Source organism: Pseudomonadota bacterium, from assembly GCA_016719885.1.
In the GTDB taxonomy this organism is placed as follows: Bacteria; Pseudomonadota; Gammaproteobacteria.
The window spans coordinates 322,078-340,203 of the sequence record JADJYF010000008.1 but is presented as its reverse complement, the minus strand read 5'-3'; the positions used below and the strand labels follow the sequence as shown (position 1 = coordinate 340,203).

Annotated in this window: 16 protein-coding genes; 8 read left to right on the top strand and 8 right to left on the bottom strand. The window is 66.6% G+C overall.

Annotated features, from left to right (window positions below; all coding sequences use genetic code 11):
- Window positions 1–104 precede the first annotated feature (104 nt).
- Genes IPM80_10800 through IPM80_10790 form a run of 3 tightly spaced genes read left to right on the top strand, consistent with a single transcriptional unit; the run spans window position 105 to window position 2,966 of the window.
- Window positions 105–314, top strand: a complete 210-nt coding sequence (locus tag IPM80_10800; GenBank protein ID MBK8958899.1) for a DUF4266 domain-containing protein — start codon at window positions 105–107, stop codon at window positions 312–314.
- A complete protein-coding gene (locus IPM80_10795) occupies window positions 301–1,971 on the top strand; it encodes a DUF3570 domain-containing protein (GenBank protein ID MBK8958898.1) in 1,671 nt (556 codons plus the stop codon). The genes IPM80_10800 and IPM80_10795 overlap by 14 nt, the downstream gene beginning before the upstream one ends.
- Window positions 1,971–2,966, top strand: a complete 996-nt coding sequence (locus tag IPM80_10790) for a hypothetical protein (GenBank protein ID MBK8958897.1) — start codon at window positions 1,971–1,973, stop codon at window positions 2,964–2,966. Before IPM80_10795 ends, IPM80_10790 begins: the two co-directional genes overlap by 1 nt.
- Before the next feature lie 73 nt (window positions 2,967–3,039).
- On the opposite strand, the gene IPM80_10785 is transcribed toward IPM80_10790, so the two are convergent.
- From IPM80_10785 to IPM80_10755, 7 genes are all read right to left on the bottom strand, one after another.
- Entirely contained in the window at window positions 3,040–5,589 is a 2,550-nt protein-coding gene (locus IPM80_10785) for a DUF3570 domain-containing protein (protein MBK8958896.1), read from the bottom strand.
- Window positions 5,590–5,601: 12 nt separating this feature from the next.
- Complete coding sequence (locus tag IPM80_10780) at window positions 5,602–5,847, bottom strand: DUF4266 domain-containing protein (protein MBK8958895.1); 246 nt, start codon at window positions 5,845–5,847, stop codon at window positions 5,602–5,604.
- 145 nt (window positions 5,848–5,992) lie between these two features.
- Window positions 5,993–7,114 carry an LLM class flavin-dependent oxidoreductase gene (locus IPM80_10775; protein MBK8958894.1) on the bottom strand — a complete coding sequence of 374 codons (1,122 nt, stop codon included), beginning with the start codon at window positions 7,112–7,114 and terminating at the stop codon, window positions 5,993–5,995.
- An 18-nt stretch (window positions 7,115–7,132) separates the two neighbouring features.
- Window positions 7,133–7,927, bottom strand: coding sequence for an SDR family oxidoreductase (locus IPM80_10770; protein ID MBK8958893.1), 795 nt, complete (start codon window positions 7,925–7,927; stop codon window positions 7,133–7,135).
- Window positions 7,928–7,960: 33 nt separating this feature from the next.
- A complete protein-coding gene (gene leuD, locus IPM80_10765) occupies window positions 7,961–8,572 on the bottom strand; it encodes a 3-isopropylmalate dehydratase small subunit (protein MBK8958892.1) in 612 nt (203 codons plus the stop codon).
- Between the two features lie 2 nt (window positions 8,573–8,574).
- A complete protein-coding gene (gene leuC, locus IPM80_10760) occupies window positions 8,575–10,026 on the bottom strand; it encodes a 3-isopropylmalate dehydratase large subunit (GenBank protein ID MBK8958891.1) in 1,452 nt (483 codons plus the stop codon).
- Window positions 9,972–10,850, bottom strand: a complete 879-nt coding sequence (locus IPM80_10755; protein MBK8958890.1) for an isocitrate lyase/PEP mutase family protein — start codon at window positions 10,848–10,850, stop codon at window positions 9,972–9,974. Before IPM80_10755 ends, leuC begins: the two co-directional genes overlap by 55 nt.
- Before the next feature lie 159 nt (window positions 10,851–11,009).
- Between IPM80_10755 and IPM80_10750 the strand changes: the two genes are divergently transcribed.
- Window positions 11,010–11,672, top strand: coding sequence for a GntR family transcriptional regulator (locus IPM80_10750; GenBank protein MBK8958889.1), 663 nt, complete (start codon window positions 11,010–11,012; stop codon window positions 11,670–11,672).
- Window positions 11,673–11,687: 15 nt separating this feature from the next.
- Here IPM80_10750 and IPM80_10745 read toward each other — a convergent pair whose 3' ends face one another.
- Window positions 11,688–13,301: an NAD(P)/FAD-dependent oxidoreductase gene (locus IPM80_10745; protein ID MBK8958888.1), complete on the bottom strand. Its 1,614-nt coding sequence runs from the start codon at window positions 13,299–13,301 to the stop codon at window positions 11,688–11,690.
- Window positions 13,302–13,534: 233 nt separating this feature from the next.
- Here IPM80_10745 and IPM80_10740 point away from each other — a divergent pair, with 233 nt between their 5' ends.
- From IPM80_10740 to IPM80_10725, 4 genes are all read left to right on the top strand, one after another.
- Window positions 13,535–15,064 (top strand): cryptochrome/photolyase family protein, encoded by a 1,530-nt coding sequence (locus IPM80_10740; protein ID MBK8958887.1) that lies wholly within the window; start codon window positions 13,535–13,537, stop codon window positions 15,062–15,064.
- Between the two features lie 109 nt (window positions 15,065–15,173).
- Window positions 15,174–15,647, top strand: coding sequence for a Cys-tRNA(Pro) deacylase (gene ybaK, locus IPM80_10735; GenBank protein MBK8958886.1), 474 nt, complete (start codon window positions 15,174–15,176; stop codon window positions 15,645–15,647).
- A gap of 60 nt (window positions 15,648–15,707) precedes the next feature.
- A complete protein-coding gene (locus IPM80_10730) occupies window positions 15,708–16,712 on the top strand; it encodes an NAD(P)-dependent alcohol dehydrogenase (GenBank protein ID MBK8958885.1) in 1,005 nt (334 codons plus the stop codon).
- Between the two features lie 3 nt (window positions 16,713–16,715).
- The gene (locus tag IPM80_10725; GenBank protein MBK8958884.1) at window positions 16,716–18,125 is read left to right on the top strand and encodes a DUF2130 domain-containing protein; all 1,410 of its coding nucleotides are present in this window, start codon (window positions 16,716–16,718) and stop codon (window positions 18,123–18,125) included.
- The last annotated feature ends 1 nt before the right edge of the window (window position 18,126 follow it).

Genomic DNA, 18,126 nt, shown 5'->3' with positions numbered 1-18,126 from the left:
CCTGCGTCATCCGGTCGCATTTGCCGCACTCCAGTATCTCCATAGCATGAGCGCGCGCGCCATGGCGCATGGATATCCCCGTCGCCAGGGAGCGGCACACCCTCATGCTTCGCCACTTGCTCGTATTTTTGCTATGCGCGCTGCTCGGCGCGTGCGCCGATGTGCAGCCCTGGGAGCGGGGCGCCTTGGCCAAACCGCACATGGCGGTGACGCCGCACCCCTTGCATACCGGTCTCATGCGCCACGTTCGCGACAGTCGCGAAGCGGCACCGGGCGGCAGCGCGGGGCAAGGGGGTGGTTGTGGCTGCAACTAAAGAGACGCGCTCGAACGCGCTCGCGGCCCTCACGATGTCGGCGCTCGCGCTGCCCGGGCTCACGCCGGCGGCGAGCAGCGCAGCCGCCGCCGACGGCGTCGACATCCAGTACAGTCATTACCGCGAAGGCCGGCGCGACATCTACAGCAACGACTTCGCCGGGGGCGTACAGAAGTTGCCGCAGAACCTGAGGCCCATCGAGGTCGACGGCTTCGATGTCGGCGTGCGCGCGACGCTCGCGCCGCGCGTCACGTTCAAGGCGCACTTCACCCAGGACACCTGGTCAGGCGCCACGCCCATCGGTGCTTCACCGCTCATGAGCCAGGCCGGCAATTCACCGCGCCGCGACGACCAGGGCATCATCACCGGGGCCTCGCCCCTGGCGGCCCTCGCCATGTACGGCGACGTACCGGTAGACCGCCACGGTAACTTCCTCGACGCCCAGGGCCGCATCGACAACCGCCACACCGACGTGTTGAGTTCCGCCTCACCCGAAACACGCCAACAGGGTGACCTGGAAATTGCCTACGCCTGGGACAATGCGTCGTTGTCCATCGGTGGCGGTGTGTCATCGGAGCGCGACTACGAGTCGCGCTTCATGAACGTCGGCGGCAGCTTCGATTTCAATGCGAAGCGCACCACGCTCAACTGGAGCCTCGGCTACACCAACAGCGAAACGCGCGCCAGGCTCGACCCTGACGCCCTGCCGTTCATCGCGAGCGATGCCTACGACGCCGGTCTGTGCCTGTTCGACGGCGGGGTGTTCGAGAAGCACCCGCTCACGCCGACCGGCTACGTGGTACCGAGCTGCGGCCCCGACGGTTTCGGCGGCTTCGCTCGCACCGGCGCCACCCTGCACGGCACGCGCCACGACAAGAGTGGCCAGCTGTCGTTGACCCAGGTGCTGTCCAGGCACGATCTCCTGACCGTCGGCCTCGGCTACACCCACAGCACCGGCTACATGGCCAATCCCTACAAGGTGGTGTTCGGTCACGAGGTGGTGTTCGGCAACGACGCCGCCGTTGGCCACACCAATCTGTACGGCGATACCGGCAGTAGTGCCCTGGTCGAGGTGCGCCCCAAGTTGCGCATGCTGTTCGACTGGCACGTGGGATTCATCCATTACCTCCAGCGCACGGATGCGGCGCTTCATCTCGACTATCGCTTTGCGCACGATGACTGGGGTATCCACGCCCACAGCCTCGAAGGCGCCTGGGTGCAGCCGCTGCCACGGGGTTGGACGGTGACACCGCGACTGCGCTACTACTCGCAATCGCGTGCCGACTTCTACACCCTCGCGGTGTTCGAGATGACGGAAACACGCTTCGATGCCAGCGGCAATTTCCTCAGTGGGCGCGTGTTCCAGAACTTCCCGCGCCATTACTCGAGCGATCATCGCCTGTCGGGCTTCGGTTCGCTGGGGCCGGGCATCACGGTCACCAAGGCGATCAGCAAAGGGCTCACTCTCGAGGCCGGCTTCGACTACACCCTGCACGAGGGCGCGCTCAAGCTCGGCGGCGGCGGTGAGGACAGCTTCGCCGATTACGACTACTGGGTGGCCAACGCCGCGCTCAGCATCGACTTCGATGCCTTGGCCGCGCCCGTCGCCAGCGCTGCACAGCATCACGCCGCCCACTCGGCGGCGCCGGCCGGGTGATGTTCGACCACGCGTTGCCGCGGGCCGGCGAATGGATGGTGGCCTATCGTTTCGCGCGTCGCTCCCAGGGCGGCGCCGTGCAGAACGGCGGACACGACGTCGACGTTGCCACGCTGCGCAGCGAAGGCTGCGAGGGCCGCGTGTGCGCCGTCACGCCGCGCTCGATGGGTATGAACATGCACATGCTGGACGTCATGTTCGCGCTCACCGAACGCCTGACGGTGATGCTGACACCGCAATGGATGGACATGGACATGACCATGACCGCCAATCCCGACATCACCCTGGTCGGCCCCCACGGCGCGCACAGCGGTGTCCATCGTCATGAGCCCGGCGGCGTGGGTGACACGGGCCTCTACGCACTCTACCGCGTGTTCCAGCGGGGCGAACATGTCGTCACCGCCGGCCTGGGCGTGAGCATGCCTACCGGTGACGTCGACCAGCGCGCGCGCAAGGACATGACCACGCCGGTCACCGATCAGCGTCTGCACTACGACATGCAACTCGGCAGTGGCACCTGGGATCTCGAACCGAGCGTGACCTATCGCGGCGCAGCTGCGCGCTGGCTGTGGGGTGCGCAGGCGACCGGCAAGCTGCGTCTCGAATCGCGCAATACCTCGAAATACGCGCTAGGTGATGAACTGCATGGCAGCCTGTGGGGCGGCTATCGCCTCGCGCCGTGGCTGACTGCCAGCCTGCGCGGCATCTACACCGCGCAGGGTCGCATCGAAGGACGCATGGCGCCGAGTACGCAGCAGGACATATTCACCGGGCATGTGTTCGTGCCCGAACACATCGGCCCTTTCGATTTCGCCGGCAACAGCGGCGGCGAATACTTCGATATAGGCCTTGGTCTCAACCTCGCCCTGCCGTGGGGCGCCTGGCGTGGCAGCGAACTCGCGCTCGAAGTCGTGCTGCCGGCATGGGAGGACGTGCTCGGTTACCAGCAGTCACGCAACCCGGCCGTCAACCTCCGCTTCGGCGTGCATTTCTGATGGGTTGACCATTGCGCCGACCAAGCCCGCCGGCCGCGTGACGGCGCAAGCGATGCGCGCCTCCGCGCGCCCGCTAGAAGTGAGTATTCCAGCCGGCGAACAAGGTACCCGCGCGCTCGCGCTGAAAGCCGTTGACGTCGTCACTGACGGGCGCCAGCCATTCCACCGACAGGGTGCCATGCATGACCTTGGCGGACAGCCCCGCGCCGAGGTCGAAATACCTTCCTCCGGTATTGTCCGGCAAGTCCATCGGGCCGCTGACCACGGCCAACACCGCGGGCTTGAACTGTCCGCGCACCGCGCCCTGCACGGTATGGGTCGCGCGTAGCGTCACGCCCAGCCAGTCGGTGAGGCCATAGCCACTCCACAGCGAGGTCTCCAGGCGGTCTCCGAGGCGATAACCAGCGCCGTTGGCGCCCGCCAGGCGCACCATGGCGGCACCCTGCGCGCCGAAAGACCATCGGCGCCATTGGCCGTGCCAGGTGAGGCTGGGCGCGAGATCCCAGGTGCCGCTGCCGGTCTGCATGTCGTAATGCATGAAATTGCCGATGCGTACGTTGCCGTGCTTGATGGCGTAGTCACCGCTCGGTGCGCGCAGCATGAGGCCGAGGTGCGCGGCGTGCGTGCCGGCGTCATGGAGTTTCACCAGGCCGCCAAACGTGGTGTCCCCGACGCTGCCGGTGGTATGGGTGTCGTCGCCCGCACCGCCATGGTGATGGCCGCCGCCGACAGGCGCGCCGGGAATGTTGGCCACCGCCATGCTCATGTTCACGAACTGCGGCATCAGCACCAGGGTCAGCCAGTCGCTGGGTGCGAACATGAGATCCAGCATGTGCATGTTCATGCTCATTTCGCGCGTGACCGTCGCGCACTGTGCCGGCGCGCAGGCTTGGTTGAGTATCGTCGCGTCATCGACCGCTTGCGTGCCGCGCAGGAAGTCGCCGCTCCACTGCGCATAGCCGTAGCGATAGCCGAACATGAATTCGCCGGCGCGCAGCGGGCCGTGCGCATGGTCGAGCCCGGCGGGCGCGAGGTGGCGCGTGCCACGGTGGGCGCCGTGCTCGCCATGCGTGCTCGCGCCATCGCCCTTGGGCGCGAATGCACGTTCCAGATCGAGACCGATGACACCATTGAGCACATAGCCATCGAAGTCGGCATAGGCGCCTTCACCGCCGCCGCCGAGCTTGAGATGGCCGGCGTGCAGGTAGTACTCGGCGCCGGCTTCCAGGCGCAGCGCACCGTCGGCGAACTCCCGTACCACGCTCACGCCACCGGACAAGGCGCCATAGCCCGAGAGGCGATGGTCGCTGGAAAAATACTCGTAGGGCAGCCACGCGTAATCCTCGCGAAAGCCGAGGTCGGGATTGTTGGCATCGATGTCGACGTAGCGGATGGCTTCGCCGACCACGATCCAGCGGTGATAGAAATCCGCCCGGCCCTGCGAGTAGTAGCGCACGCGCGGCGCCACCTGCCAGCCGCGCGGCAGACGCTGGATCCATTCGAGGTCGAAGGTGTGGGCGCTGATGTCCCAGTCGTCGTGAGAATAGCGGTAGCCGACATGCAACGCGGCGTCCCAGCGCTCGATGTCGTAGGCGAGTTCGCCGTGCAGGGTGAACTGGTTGCGGATGTCCGGCCGCTGCTCGAGCAGCCCGCGCACGAAGGCGTCGTACAGGACCGGCACGCCGGGTACGCCAAAGTCGGTGCCTGGGCCGCGCAGATCGGCGAACACGAACTCGGTGACCTTGTAGGGATTGCCCTGGTAACCGCTGCTGCGCGTGTATTCGAAGCCGCCGGCCAGCAGCAGGTGGCGGGTCAATACGCGGGCGAGGCTCGCGGACGCCGTCCAGTCGTCGCGATCGTCGCGCAAGGTGATGGTTCGGGAGTCGCGCGTGGTCTCGAAATCGAGATGGGCGCGGTAATGGGTGCTGTCGTAATAGGAATAGGCGTCGCGATCGAGCTTGGCGGCGACCTCGGCGTGCGCGCGCCGCACATTCACTTCCAGGGTCGTGCGCTTGCGATCGAAATCCACGCGCGCGCCGAGCGCCACGTAATTCGACACATAGTCCTCTTCGACCGACAGACCGCCGGCCGCCGACAGACCGATGTCACCGCCATCGTAGGCCAACGCGAAATCACCTGCGCGGCGGGTTTCCGGCGAGGCGTAGGACATGACATGGGCGGCGCGTTGATCGGGCACCTGGCTGAAGCCGCCGTCCGGCGTCACGGCGAAGCGATAGGGCTGCAGTTGCTGGTCGACGTAGAAGTTGCTCTCCAGGAAGGGCGAAGCGCCCGACAGCGGCATGCCCGGAAACGTGCCGCGGTTGGGCTCGCCGGCCTGCGGCGCCGTCGACATCGGCGTCGCGCCTGACCAGGTGTCCTCGGCGTAGCCGAAGCGCAGCGTCACACGGTCGTGCAGGCGAGTGTTTGCCCGCAGCGTCGAACTGTCGACGCTGATCGGCTGGTACCTGGCTTGCTGGCCGTAGTTCTCGCGTTCACTCTCCTCGTAGTGACTGTATCCGAACTCGACCCCGGCGCCCGCCGCATGACTGCTGAGCCCCGGCAGCGTGAGCGCGGCGGCGGTCAGCGCGTCGAGAGCGCGTCGTTTGGGCGCACGTTGCTCCATGGGCGCGCGCCATCAATAACAGCCGCAGCCACCACCGGCCGCGGTCGCGCCACCCAGCGCCGCTTCACGACTCATGTAAACGTGTTCGCGCAATGCGCGTTGCGCAGGGTAGGGGCGCAGCGCCATGTCCGGTCGCGCGAGGCGTCCGCGTTGCCAGACCTGCACCTCGGCGCAGCCGACAGACGCGGCGCTGGCGACGACCACCAGTACGGCGGCTGATACACGGAAGCTTGGCACCCACCTATCCTCGCGAAACATGAACCAGCGTGCCTCTCACGGTTCATGGGCGAGCCGTTCCGTGGCGACGATGAATGTCGCCGCGTGGCGGCGTGACATCAATGCGACGGATTGTCGCAGGGGCGAAGACGGCGGGCGGCGGCCCGCCGTCGTGCACGGCAGGGATCTATTGACGCAAGCCCAGCGCCTTGAGCCGCGGCAGCAATTGCTGTTGATACTGCGTGATGCCGTCCGCGTAGTTCACCCACGACAGCGTCATGCCATCGAGGCCGGCATCGGCGAGATAGCGCATGCGCTCGGCGATCTGATCGGCGGTGCCGACCATCGGTACCGCGCCATAGCCCGCCACCAAGGCTTCGAGAAACGCCGGATCGGTGGCATCGGCGCTCTTCATGTTGTTGTTCGCCGCGGCGGACAGGTTGCGCACCGCGCCCCAGTCGCCTTTCTCGTGCACGTAGTAGTTCACGTACTCGCGCGCTTCGGCCTCGGTGTCACGACACACAACGTAGGCGAGCGACATCACCTTGAGCCGGCGGCCATGTTCCTCGAGCGCGCGCGCCTTGAGCGTGGCGACGACCTCGCGGGTTTGCGTGATATCCGGCAGGAAGATGAACTGCAGATCGGCGTGGCGCGCAGCGAAGGCCGAGCCGGCCGGGCTCTGTCCGGCGCTCATGATGAGTGGCCCGGGGCTCTGCAGCGGCTTCGGCTCGCTGTGCACGCCCGGCAGTTTGAAATAACGCCCGTCGAAATCGAAGGTGTCTTCGGTCCACGCACGCTTGATGACGGTCGCCCATTCGTCCGACACCGCGTAGCGCTCGTCATGCGGCAGCTGCGGCAGGCCGAACATGCGCAGTTCCGATTCCACCCAGCCGGCCACCAGGTTGAGGCCGAAGCGGCCGCCGGAGATGTGGTCGATGGTGGCCGCTTCCTTGGCCGCGCGCACCGGGTGCACGGTCGGCACCTGCATGGTGGAGAACACCTGGATGCGCTCGGTGACGGCCGCGATGCCTGCCGCCCAGGTGAAGGTCTCGAAGCAGCGATCGTTGAAATTGGTCTCACCACCAAAGCCGCGCCAGCGCGCGACGGGGATCATGGCGTCGAGGCCGGCCTTGTCGGCAAGCTGCGCGATCTCGCGCGACTCCGGCCAGTTCACCGCGATGGTGCCCTCGGCCGACGTCACGCTGCAGCCGCAACTGACATTGGCGCCGAACACGGCGAGTTTGAAGCGGTTCTCGTCGTTCAGCAGCGCGGCGGCCTGGCGGCCGTCATTCGAGACGGATGCAGTCATGGTGTTCCCCTTGGACGATCAGCAGGCCGCCCAGCCGCCGTCGATGGGCAGCGCGGCGCCGGTGATGAAGCTGGCGTGGTCGGATAACAGGAAAGCGATGAGCTGGGCCACTTCGTCGGCGCGCCCCAGGCGCTTGACCAGCTGGCGGCCGACGAAATCGCCAATATTCGCGAAGAACGTCTGTTCCGGGATACCGAGCTGCGCGAGCAGTGAGCGCGGCATGTTGGTATCGATGCCGCCCGGGGTCAGCGCATTGACGCGCACCTCGTCAGCGGCAAAGTCGACCGCCAGGCTCTTGGTCAGCCCGACGATGGCGGCCTTGGTCATGCAGTAGGCCGGCATGTTGTGTCCGGCATGCACGCCGAGGATGGACGAAAGATTGACGACCGCGGCGCCGCCGGCCGCGCGCAGCTGCGGCGCCAGGGCGCGCGTGACGCGAAACTGGCTGGTGACATTGATATCGAACACCTGCTGCCAGCGCTCGTCGCTGAGGGCTTCGAGTGCGGTGCCGTCGATTACGCCCGCGCAATTGACGAGTCCGCGCAGCGGCACGCCGGCCGCGGCGCTGGCCGTGGCGAGACGCGCGGGCAAGCCCGGGTCTACCACGTCACCGGTCACGCATTGCACCGCGGGCGCACCGGCCGCCAACAAGTCGGGCGCCATCGCTTCGAGGGCTGCGGCCTCGAGATCCGTGATCACGAGATGCCATTGCGTCGCCGCGAGCGCCTGGGCGGTGGCGCGGCCGATACCGCCGCTGGCGCCGGTGATGAGCGCGCAGCGTGGTGAAGCTACGGCCGTGGGTTGTACTGCCATGGGATGAATCTCTGTGGGTGGTTGAATCGGAATTCAGAACTCGATCGGCCAGATCCACGGACGCCGGGCACGGTCTTCGGCCTGCCAGGCATCGATTGCGGCGCTGGCGCGCAGGGTCAGCGCGATGTCATCGCCGCCGGCGAGCAGGCGTTGGCGTTGCCAGGGACTGACGCTGAACGCGAAGCGGCGTCCGTCGCGGGTGGTGATGGTTTCGCGGTCGAGGTCGACGGTCAGCGCGCGTCGCTCATGGGCATCGAGCAGCAGGGCTTCGACTTCCTGCGCCGCCAGCGTCACCGGCAGCACGCCGTTCTGGTAGCAGTTGTTGACGAAGATGTCGCCGAAGCTCGCGGCGATCACCACGCGGATGCCGCGCACCTCGAGCGCCCACACCGCATGCTCGCGCGAAGAGCCGCAGCCGAAGTTGCGGCCGGCCACCAGGATCGGCGCGTCGGCGAGGTCGGCATGGTTGAGCGCGCACGCCGGGTCTTCGCTGCCGTCGGCGCGCAGGCGCAGCGCGGCGAAGCCATGTTCGCGCAAGGCCGCGCGGCCATTGTCGAGCAGGTGCTCGATGCGAATGATGGTGTCGGTGTCGACATTGGCGACCGGCAGCGGAATGGCGAGGCCTTCGACGGTGGTGAACGGCACGCTCACAGCGCTTGCCTCACGTCGACAATCGCGCCCGCGAGCGCCGCCGCCGCCGCCATCGCCGGGCTGGCGAGGTGGGTGCGGGCGCCGGGGCCCTGGCGACCGACGAAGTTGCGATTGGAGGTCGAGACCGCGCGCGCGCCGGGCGGCACGCGTTCGCCGTTGGCGGCCACGCACAGGCTGCAGCCCGGTTCGCGCCATTGAAAGCCGGCGGCGCCGAATACATGGTCCAGGCCTTCGGCTTCCGCCGCGCGCTTGACCTCGGCCGAGCCCGGCACCACCCAGGCTTGCACGCGCGCGGCGACCTTGCGGCCCCGGATCACGGCGGCCGCCGCGCGCAGGTCGTCCAGGCGCGAATTGGTGCACGAACCGATGAAGACGAAGTCGATGGGGGTGCCGGCGATGGGGCGCCCGGCTTCCAGCGCCATGTAGTCCAGCGCCTTGCGCCAGGTGGCGGCCAAGGCCGCATCGGCCTGCGCCGGATCGGGAATGAGTCCGTCGACGGGCATGGCCTGCTCGGGACTCGTGCCCCAGGTGATGGTCGGCGCGACCGCGCTCGCGTCGATGTGTTCCTCGCGGTCGAAGTGCGCGTCAGCGTCGCTGCGCAAGGTTCGCCACGCGGCGGCTGCGCGTTCGAAGGCCGCGCCCCGCGGCGCATGGGGCCGGCCCGCCAGCCACGCGAGGCAGGTGTCGTCCGGCGCGATGAAGCCGTACTTGGCGCCGAACTCGATCGAAAGGTTGCATAGCGTCAGACGCGCTTCCATCGCCATGCGCGTGATGGCGGTGCCGGCGTATTCCACCGCGTAATCGCTGCCGGCGTCGGCACCGAAACGCGCGATGGCATGGAGAATGAGATCTTTCGCGGTCACGCCCGCGCCGGTCACGCCATCGAAACGCAGGCGCATGTTGCGCGGCTTGCGCTGCGCGAGGGTCTGGGTGGCGAGCACGTGCAGGATCTCGGTGGAGCCGATGCCGAAAGCGAGCGCGCCCAGCGCGCCGTGCGTGCAGGTGTGGGAATCGCCGCACACCACGGTGGTGCCCGGCAGGGTCAGTGCCAGCGCCGGGCCGATGACATGCACGATGCCCTGCTGGCCGCTGTCGAGATCGAAATGGTGGATGCCCTGCGCCGCACAGTGCTCGCCGAGCGAGCGCCACAGCTTGGCGCCGGCAGCGTAGGTATCGCCGCGCCGTCCCGGCGCCGTCGACAGGATGTGATCGGTGGTGGCGAAAGTGAGTTCGGGATTGCGCAGTCGCAGGCCGCGCTGTGCGAGTTCGGTCAGCGCCGGTGCGCCGGACATCTCGTGCAGCAGGTGGCGGTCGATATGCAGCAGCGCCCAGCCATCGCCGAGCTCGCGCACCACGTGCGCGCGCCACAGCTTGTCGAACAGCGTTGCCGTGTTCACGCGGCGTCGCCGTCGTGCGCGGCGGCGCAGCGCTCGCGCACCGCGTCCCATTCGCGCGCACCGCAGCGTGCGAACAGACCGGCCACATCGAGCCCGGCGGGCGGCGGCGGCGCGACCTGGTGTCGCGCGAGATGATCGAGCGCCTGGTCGGCCGCCGCCACCACCGCGTACATGAGGATGGCGGGGTGGATGGCGAGGCGATAACCCATGGCAGCGGCGCTGGCCATGTCGAGCATGGGCGTGCGCCCGCCCGGCACCACGTTCAACAGGCATGGGCCCTGCACGCGTCGCGGGATCTCGGCCACTTCTTCCAGGGTCTGCGGCGCTTCCACGAAGGCCATGTCCGCACCCAGCGCCAGCGCCGCGTTGGCGCGCGCGATGGCTTCGTCGAGGCCCAGCACCGCGCGCGCATCGGTGCGCGCAATCAGCACGAAATCCGGATCGCGGCGCGCGGCGACCGCGGCGCGAACCTGATTCAAGTAGACCTCGCGCGGCACCACTTCCTTGCCGACGAGATGACCGCAGCGCTTGGGCGCGACCTGGTCTTCGAGGTGGATGCCGGCCACGCCGCGGCTCTCGTAGGCACGCACCGTGCGGGTGACATTCAGTTCGTTGCCGTAACCGGTGTCGGCGTCGGCGATCAGGGGTATGCCGATGCTGGCCGCCATGCGCGCCGCGTTGTCGACCATCTCGGTCATGGTCACGAGCCCGTAGTCCGGGTAACCGCAGGCGGCCGAGGTGCCGGCGCCGGTCATGTACACGAGCGGGAAGCCGCGCTGTTCGACCAGGCGCGCAGTGAGGCCGTCATAGGCGCCCGGCGCCACCAGGAAGTCATTACCGGCCAGCAGGCCGCGCAGCCGTTTTGCGTTGCTCATCTCTCGAGTCCCCCTGTGACTGGCCGCTCATGAATTCATGATGGCAAGATATCTTCAGAAGATATTATTTGACGAATGTGCGCAACCGCAAGTCCCCGGCGCATTCGGTACGGGCACGCATCTGCTATCTTGCGAGCCTTTCCCAAGCCCTGAGTGACGATGGCTTTTCGACGCACGAACGACACCGGCGAATCCGCAGTGGAGCGCGCCACCGCCGAGATCAGACAACGGATCCGCAACGGCGAGCTGGTGCCCGGCCAGCGGCTGGTGGCGGCCGAACTCAGCGCCGCGCTCGACGTGAGCCTGGGCCCGCTGCGTGAAGCGCTGACCCGCCTCGCCGGTGAAGGCCTGGTGGAAATGCAGCAGTACCGCGGCGCGGTGGTGCGCACCCAGACCGCCCAGGATCTCGAGGAGATCTACCAGGTGCGCGAAGTGATCGAAGGCCTGGCGGCACGACTCGCCGCCGCCGCCGTGCACAGCGGTGAGCGTTCCGCCAAGGGCCTGCAGAAGATCGCGGACCGCGGGCGCAAGATGGCGGCGGCCTTCGACCTGCACGCCTACCTCGCCGCCAACCAGGAATTGCACGAAGCGATCTACGCGCTGGCCGGCACGCCGCGCGTGACGACGCTGGCGCGCACCTTGAGTGACCAGGTCGACAGGCTCAACAACCGCCATCTCGCCAGCCCGGCGGTGCTGAAAGCCTCCGCCGAGGAACACCAGGCGATCGTCGATGCCATCACCCGCGGTGATGCCGCGCGCGCCGAGGCCTTGATGCGCGCGCACGTGGCGTCGATGGGCGGCAAGGTCACCGGCAAGGCCTGAGCGGCCGCTTCTTGCTCAACGCATGTCGAAGCCGTCGTAATCCCTGGCCGCGACGTCGGCGAAGATCCTGCGGTAGGCCGGCACGCCCTCGGTGAAGATCAGGAAGCGGCCGTGGTCGCTGCCGGGATTGTGATAGCCGAAGAACCACGAGTCGGTGATCTCGCCGAACAGGAGGCCTTTGACCGAGTCGTAGCAGCGCTGGGTCCACGCTTCCTCGGCGTCGCGGTTGGCCTCGACCGAGGTGTAGCCGTGGTCCCGCATGTAGCGTATGCAATCGAACACCCACTCAACGTTGTTCTCGGCGCAGCGCGTGATATTGCAGAAGGCCGCCGGGTTGTGCGGCCCGAGTATCGAAAAGAAATTCGGGAAACCATTGAACTGCACGCCGAGGTTGGACTTCGGCCCGTCCGCCCATTTTTCTTTGAGCGACAAGCCCTTCTCGCCGACGATGTCGATGCGCATGAGTTCGCCGGTGACGGCACGGAAGCCGGTCGCGTAGATGATCACATCGAGTTCGTGCAGGCGCGCATCGGCGCCGCTGCCGGTGACCACGCCTTGCGCCTCGATGCGTGCTATCGGCGTCTCACGCAGGTCGACCAGTTCCACATGGGGATGGTTGTAGGCTTCGAAGTAATTGGTCTCGCCCGGCGGGCGCTTGGTGCCGAACAGGTGGTCCTTGGGAATGAGCTTGTCGGCGATGGCCTGATCCTTCACCCGTTCGCGCACTTTCTGCGCCAGGAACTCGCTGACGTCCTGGGCGATTTCGCGGTTGGTGAACACGTCGTGGTAATTCGCCAGCCACAGCGCGAAGCCGCCGCGCGCATGGAGTTCTTCGTAGAGGCGCCAGCGCTCGGCCTTGTCGACGTCGACGCCGTTGCGCATGTCGAGCTGGTGGATGAAGCCGGCGAAGGTTTCGTTGCAACTGTCGAAGATCTCCTGCGCGCGGGCTTTCAGATCCTTCTGCGTGGCGTCGTCGATGGGACGGTTGCGCAGCGCCGTGCACCAGTTGGGCGAGCGCTGGAAAACCGTCAGCTGACCCACTTCCGGGGCAATGGTCTGGATGACCTGCACGGCGGTGGCGCCGCTGCCGACGACGCCCACCCGTTTGCCCTTGAGGTCTATGCCCTGCTTGGGCCAGCGCGCGGTATGGGTGGAAATGCCGGCAAAGCTTTCCATGCCTTCGATGTCGGGCATCTGGTGGGCGGACAGGAAACCGGTGGCCGCGATCACGTAACGCGCGCGGGCCTTGAGGCCGCTTTCGGTGGTGAGTTCCCAGCTCTGTTGAACATCGTCGTACACCACCGACTTCACGCGCGCGTTGAATTCGATGTCGCGCTTCAGATCGAACTTGGCCGCCATGAACTGCAGGTAGCGTTCGATCTCCGGCTGGCCGGCGAAATGCTCACTCCAGTTCCAGTCATTGATGAGTTCGCGCGAGAACGAGTACTGGTAGGTGTAGCTCTCCGAGTCGAAGCGCGCGCCGGGGTAACGGTTCCAGTACCAGGTGCCGCCGACATCGCTCGCCGCATCGAACACCCGCGCGCTGAGTCCCGCCTCGCGCGCCTTGAGCAGCGAGTAGAGGCCGGAGATGCCGGCGCCGATGATGACCATATCGAATTGCATTGCCATGGATGGCTTCCTCCCTCAGGCAGACGAGATGTGCGCTCCGGCCTGCGCTGGGCAGGTGACGACGCATGACAGGCCCGCTGGATGCTAGAAGAGGAAAACGCGGGGCCAGTTGTCGGGGATCAAGTGTCGGCGGCGCAAATTCAGGGTGCCGGGCGGCGCAACGCGATTGAACCGCATGCCGCCGCGCGGCGTACTCTCTCTCCATCCACCGGCAGGTAAGCCTTCGATACGCCATGGCCCAGGTCCGCAATCTCATCCTCGTGCTCGGCGACCAGTTGACGCCGACCGTGAGCAGCCTGGCCAGCGGCGATCCCGCGCAGGACCGCGTGCTGATGGCCGAACTCGACGACGAGGCGTGCTATGTGCGCCATCACAAGAAAAAGCTCGCCTTCCTGTTTGCCGCCATGCGCCATTTCGCCGAGGAATTGCGTGGCCGCGGCTGGACGGTCGATTACGTGAAGCTCGACGCGCCACACCCGCACGCCAGTTTCACCGCCGCGCTGTGCGACGCCGTCGCGCGCCATCGTCCACAACGCGTGCGCGTCACCGCGGCCGGCGAGTGGCGCGTGGCGCACATGATGGCGGACTGGTCGGCGCAGTTGCGGCTGCCGGTCGACATCCTTGCGGACCATCGTTTCCTGTGTTCGCCGGCCGAGTTCCAGGCCTGGGCGCACGGTCGCAAGCAGCTGCGCATGGAGTATTTCTACCGCGACATGCGCCGTCGCACCGGCCTGCTCATGGACGGCGAGCAACCGGCGGGCGGGCAGTGGAATTTCGATGCGGACAATCGCAAGCCGGCGAACGCCGACCTGTTCATGCCGCGGCCCAGGACCCACCCGCCGGATGCGATCACCGAAGAGGTGCTGGCGCTGGTGGCGGCGCGCTACGGCGAACACTTCGGCGCACTCACGCCGTTCTGGTTCGCCGTCACCCGCGTCGACGCCGAGGCGGCGTTTGCCGCGTTTGTCGAAAGCGCGTTGCCGCGCTTCGGCGATTACCAGGACGCCATGCTGGACGGCCAGCCCTTCCTCTACCACGCGGTCATTGCCCAGTACCTCAACTGCGGCTTGCTCGACCCCTTGCAGGTCTGCCGCGCGGCGGAGGCCGCCTGGCGTGCCGGCCGCGTGCCGCTCAACGCCGCCGAGGGCTTCATCCGCCAGATCATCGGCTGGCGCGAATACGTGCGTGGCATCTACTGGCTGAAAATGCCGGGCTACGAGCGCAGCAATCACTTCGAGCACCACCGTCCCCTGCCGGATTTCTACTGGACCGCCGACACCGCCATGCACTGCGTGAAGACGGTCGTCACGCAAACCCGTGACGAGGCCTATGCCCACCACATCCAGCGCCTGATGGTGACCGGCAATTTCGCGCTGCTGGCGGGTATCGATCCGCATGCCCTGCACGAGTGGTACTTGAGCGTCTATGCCGATGCCTACGAATGGGTGGAATTGCCGAACACGGTCGGCATGAGCCAGTTCGCCGACGGCGGCCTCCTGGCATCCAAGCCCTATGCCGCGAGCGGCGCCTACATCAAGCGCATGTCGAACTACTGCGCGTCCTGCACCTACGACGTCAAGCAGCGCTGCGGACCGCGCGCCTGTCCGTTCAATGCGCTGTACTGGGATTTCATCGCGCGCCATCGCGACAGCCTGGCGCGCAATCCACGCATGGCGCAGATGGTGCGCACCTACGACAGGTTCGCGCCCGACGAGCGGCAGCGCATTGCCGATTCTGCACAGGCCGTCCTGGCAAACCTGTAGGTGCGAATTCATTCGCACACCAACGGCGTGTGTGCGCGCCTGATTTCGGCAGGAATGTGCGAATGAATTCGCACCTACAGGTGACGCACAGCGCTGTTATCATCCAGCCATGGCCTCATCCACCCCCGCCACGCATCACTTGCGCAAGCTCGCGATCGACTTCGAATTGCTGAGCTACGACTACGACCCCAACGCCGACAGCGTCGGGCTGCAGGCCGCCGAGGCCATCGGCGAATCGCCGTCGCGGGTGTTGAAGACCTTGATCGTGAAGGTCGATGGCAAGCCGGCCTGCATCGTGCTGCCCTCGGACCGCGAAGCGAGCATGAAGAAGGTCGCGGCGGCCTTTGGCGGCAAGAGCGCGGCGATGATGCCGGTGGCCGATGCCGAGCGCGTGACGGGCTACAAGGTCGGCGGCGTGAGCCCCTTCGGCCAGAAGAAAAAGCTGCCGACCGTGGTCGAGGCCGCGGCGCTCGCGGAACAGCGGGTGTGTGTCAACGGCGGTCAGCGCGGTCTGCAGGTGCGCCTGGCGCCGGCCGACCTGCTGGCGGCGGCGGACGCCACGGCGGCGCCGATCACGGCCTGACCTGTCGCGCGCCCGGCGCGGCTACAATGCGGGCCTTGTTTCCAAGCCGAGTCCGCCACCATGAAAGTCGCCTACGTCAAGAATCCCGCATCGCTGGCCAACCTCGGCATAGGCGAGCGCCCCGATCCCCAGCCCGCCGCCGGCGAGATCTGCGTGCGGGTGCGCGCCAGCTCGCTCAACTACCACGACTACGCGGTGGTGAGCGGCATGTTGCCGGTCAGCGACGGGCGCATTCCGATGTCCGATGGCGCCGGCGAAGTGGTGGCGGTCGGCGCCGGCGTCAGCCGTTTCGCGGTCGGCGACAAGGTCATGTCGACGTTCTTCCCGAATTGGGCGGGCGGCCCGGTGTCCGGCGAGCGCACGCGCGGCGTGCCGGGCGACCACGTCGACGGTTTCGCCGCCGAATACGTGGTGATGCCGGCCGGCGCCTTCACGCGCATGCCGCGCGGCTACACCTACGAAGAGGCCGCGACCCTGCCCTGCGCGGCGCTGACCGCGTGGCGTGCGCTGTTCGTGGAAAACGCCGTCAAGCCCGGCGACGTGGTGCTGACCCAGGGCTCGGGCGGCGTGTCGGTGTTCGCCCTGCAACTGGCCAAGGCGGCCGGTGCGCGCGTGATTGCAACCTCGTCCTCGACCGCCAAGCTCGAGCGCCTCGCGGCGCTCGGCGCCGACCATCTCATCGACTATCGACAGACGCCGGAGTGGGGCGTGAAGGCGCGCGAACTGACGGGCGGCAAGGGCGTCGACGTGGTGGTGGAAATCGGCGGCGCCGGCACCCTCGCGCAATCGATCGAAGCGACGCGCATCGGCGGCCACATCTCGCTGATCGGTGTGCTGGCCGGTTGGAGCGGTGAGGTGCCGACCGCCGCCGTGATGTGGAAGAACATCGCGGTCAAGGGCATCACGGTCGGCTCCATCGAAGACCAGGAAGCGATGGTCGACGCGCTGGAAGCGGCCGCCATCAAGCCGGTGATCGATCGCAGCTTCGCGCTGGACGACATCGCCGCCGCTTTCGAGCACCAGGCCGCGCAGAAGCATTTCGGCAAGATCTGCCTGTCGTTCTGAGCCATGTACGAGATCAACTGCCCCCACTGCGGCAAAGCGTTCAAGATTGATGAAGCCGGCTACGCGGACATCTTGAAGCAGGTCCGCGACAGTGACTTCGAAAGGCAGTTGCACGAGCGGCTCGAGCTTGCCGCCCAGGAACGGCGCAACGCGGTCGAGATCGCCGAAACCCGGGTAAGAAGCGAGCTGCAGGAAGCGGCGGTGGCCAAGGACGCCCAGATCCTGTCTTTGAAAGCCAGGATCGAAGCCGATGCGATGGCGCAGAAGCTGGCGCTGGCCGAGGCGCTCAGCGCGGCGGAAAACGAACGCAATACGCTCGCCAACCAGCTCGAGCAGGCCCGGTACGAGCAGCACGCGGCGACCAGGCTTGCGCAGGCGAAGCTCGAGAATGAACTGCAGAAGGCCGCCGCCGACAAGGATGCCGAGATCCTCAGGCTCAAGGCCGAACTCGATGCGGGCGAAACCGCGCGCAGGCTGGCGGTGGCCGAGGCGCTCAACGCGGTCGAGAAAGAGCGTGACGAATTCAAGAGTGGTCTCGAGCACGCGCGGCTCGAGAAGCAGCTGGCGGAGAAGTCGCTCAAGGACATCTACGAGACGCAGATCAAGGACCGCGATGAGCAAATCGAGCGTCTACGCGAAATGAAGGCGCGGCTGTCGACCAAGATGGTGGGTGAAACCCTCGAGCAGCACTGCGAGACCGAGTTCAACCGCATCCGCGCGACGGCCTTTCCGCGCGCCTATTTCGAGAAGGACAACGACGCGCGCAGCGGCAGCAAGGGCGATTTCATCTTTCGTGACACGGACGAGGCGGGCACCGAGATCGTTTCCATCATGTTCGAGATGAAAAACGAGAGCGACCGCACCGCGACCAAGAACAGGAACGAGGATTTTCTCAAGGAGCTCGACAAGGATCGCAACGAGAAAGGCTGTGAATACGCGGTGCTGGTGTCGCTGCTCGAAGCCGACAGCGATCTTTATAACAGCGGTATCGTCGACGTCTTCCACCGCTATCCGAAGATGTACGTGGTGCGCCCGCAGTTCTTCATTCCCATCATCACGCTGCTGCGTAACGCAGCCTTGAATTCGCTGAAGTACAAGACCGAGCTGGCGCTGGTCAAGGCGCAGAACATCGACATCACGAATTTCGAGAGCGAACTCGAGACGTTCAAGAGCGCGTTCGCCAAGAACTACGATCTGGCGTCGCGGCGCTTCCAGACCGCGATAGACGAGATAGACAAGTCCATCGACCACCTGCAGAAGACCAAGGACGCCTTGCTCGGCACCGACAGGAACCTGCGTCTCGCCAATGACAAGGCGCAGGACGTGACGATCAAGAAGCTGACGCGCGGCAATCCGACCATGGCGGCCAAGTTCGCCGAGCTTAAGGATCAGGAGCCGACCGACGGCGAATGAT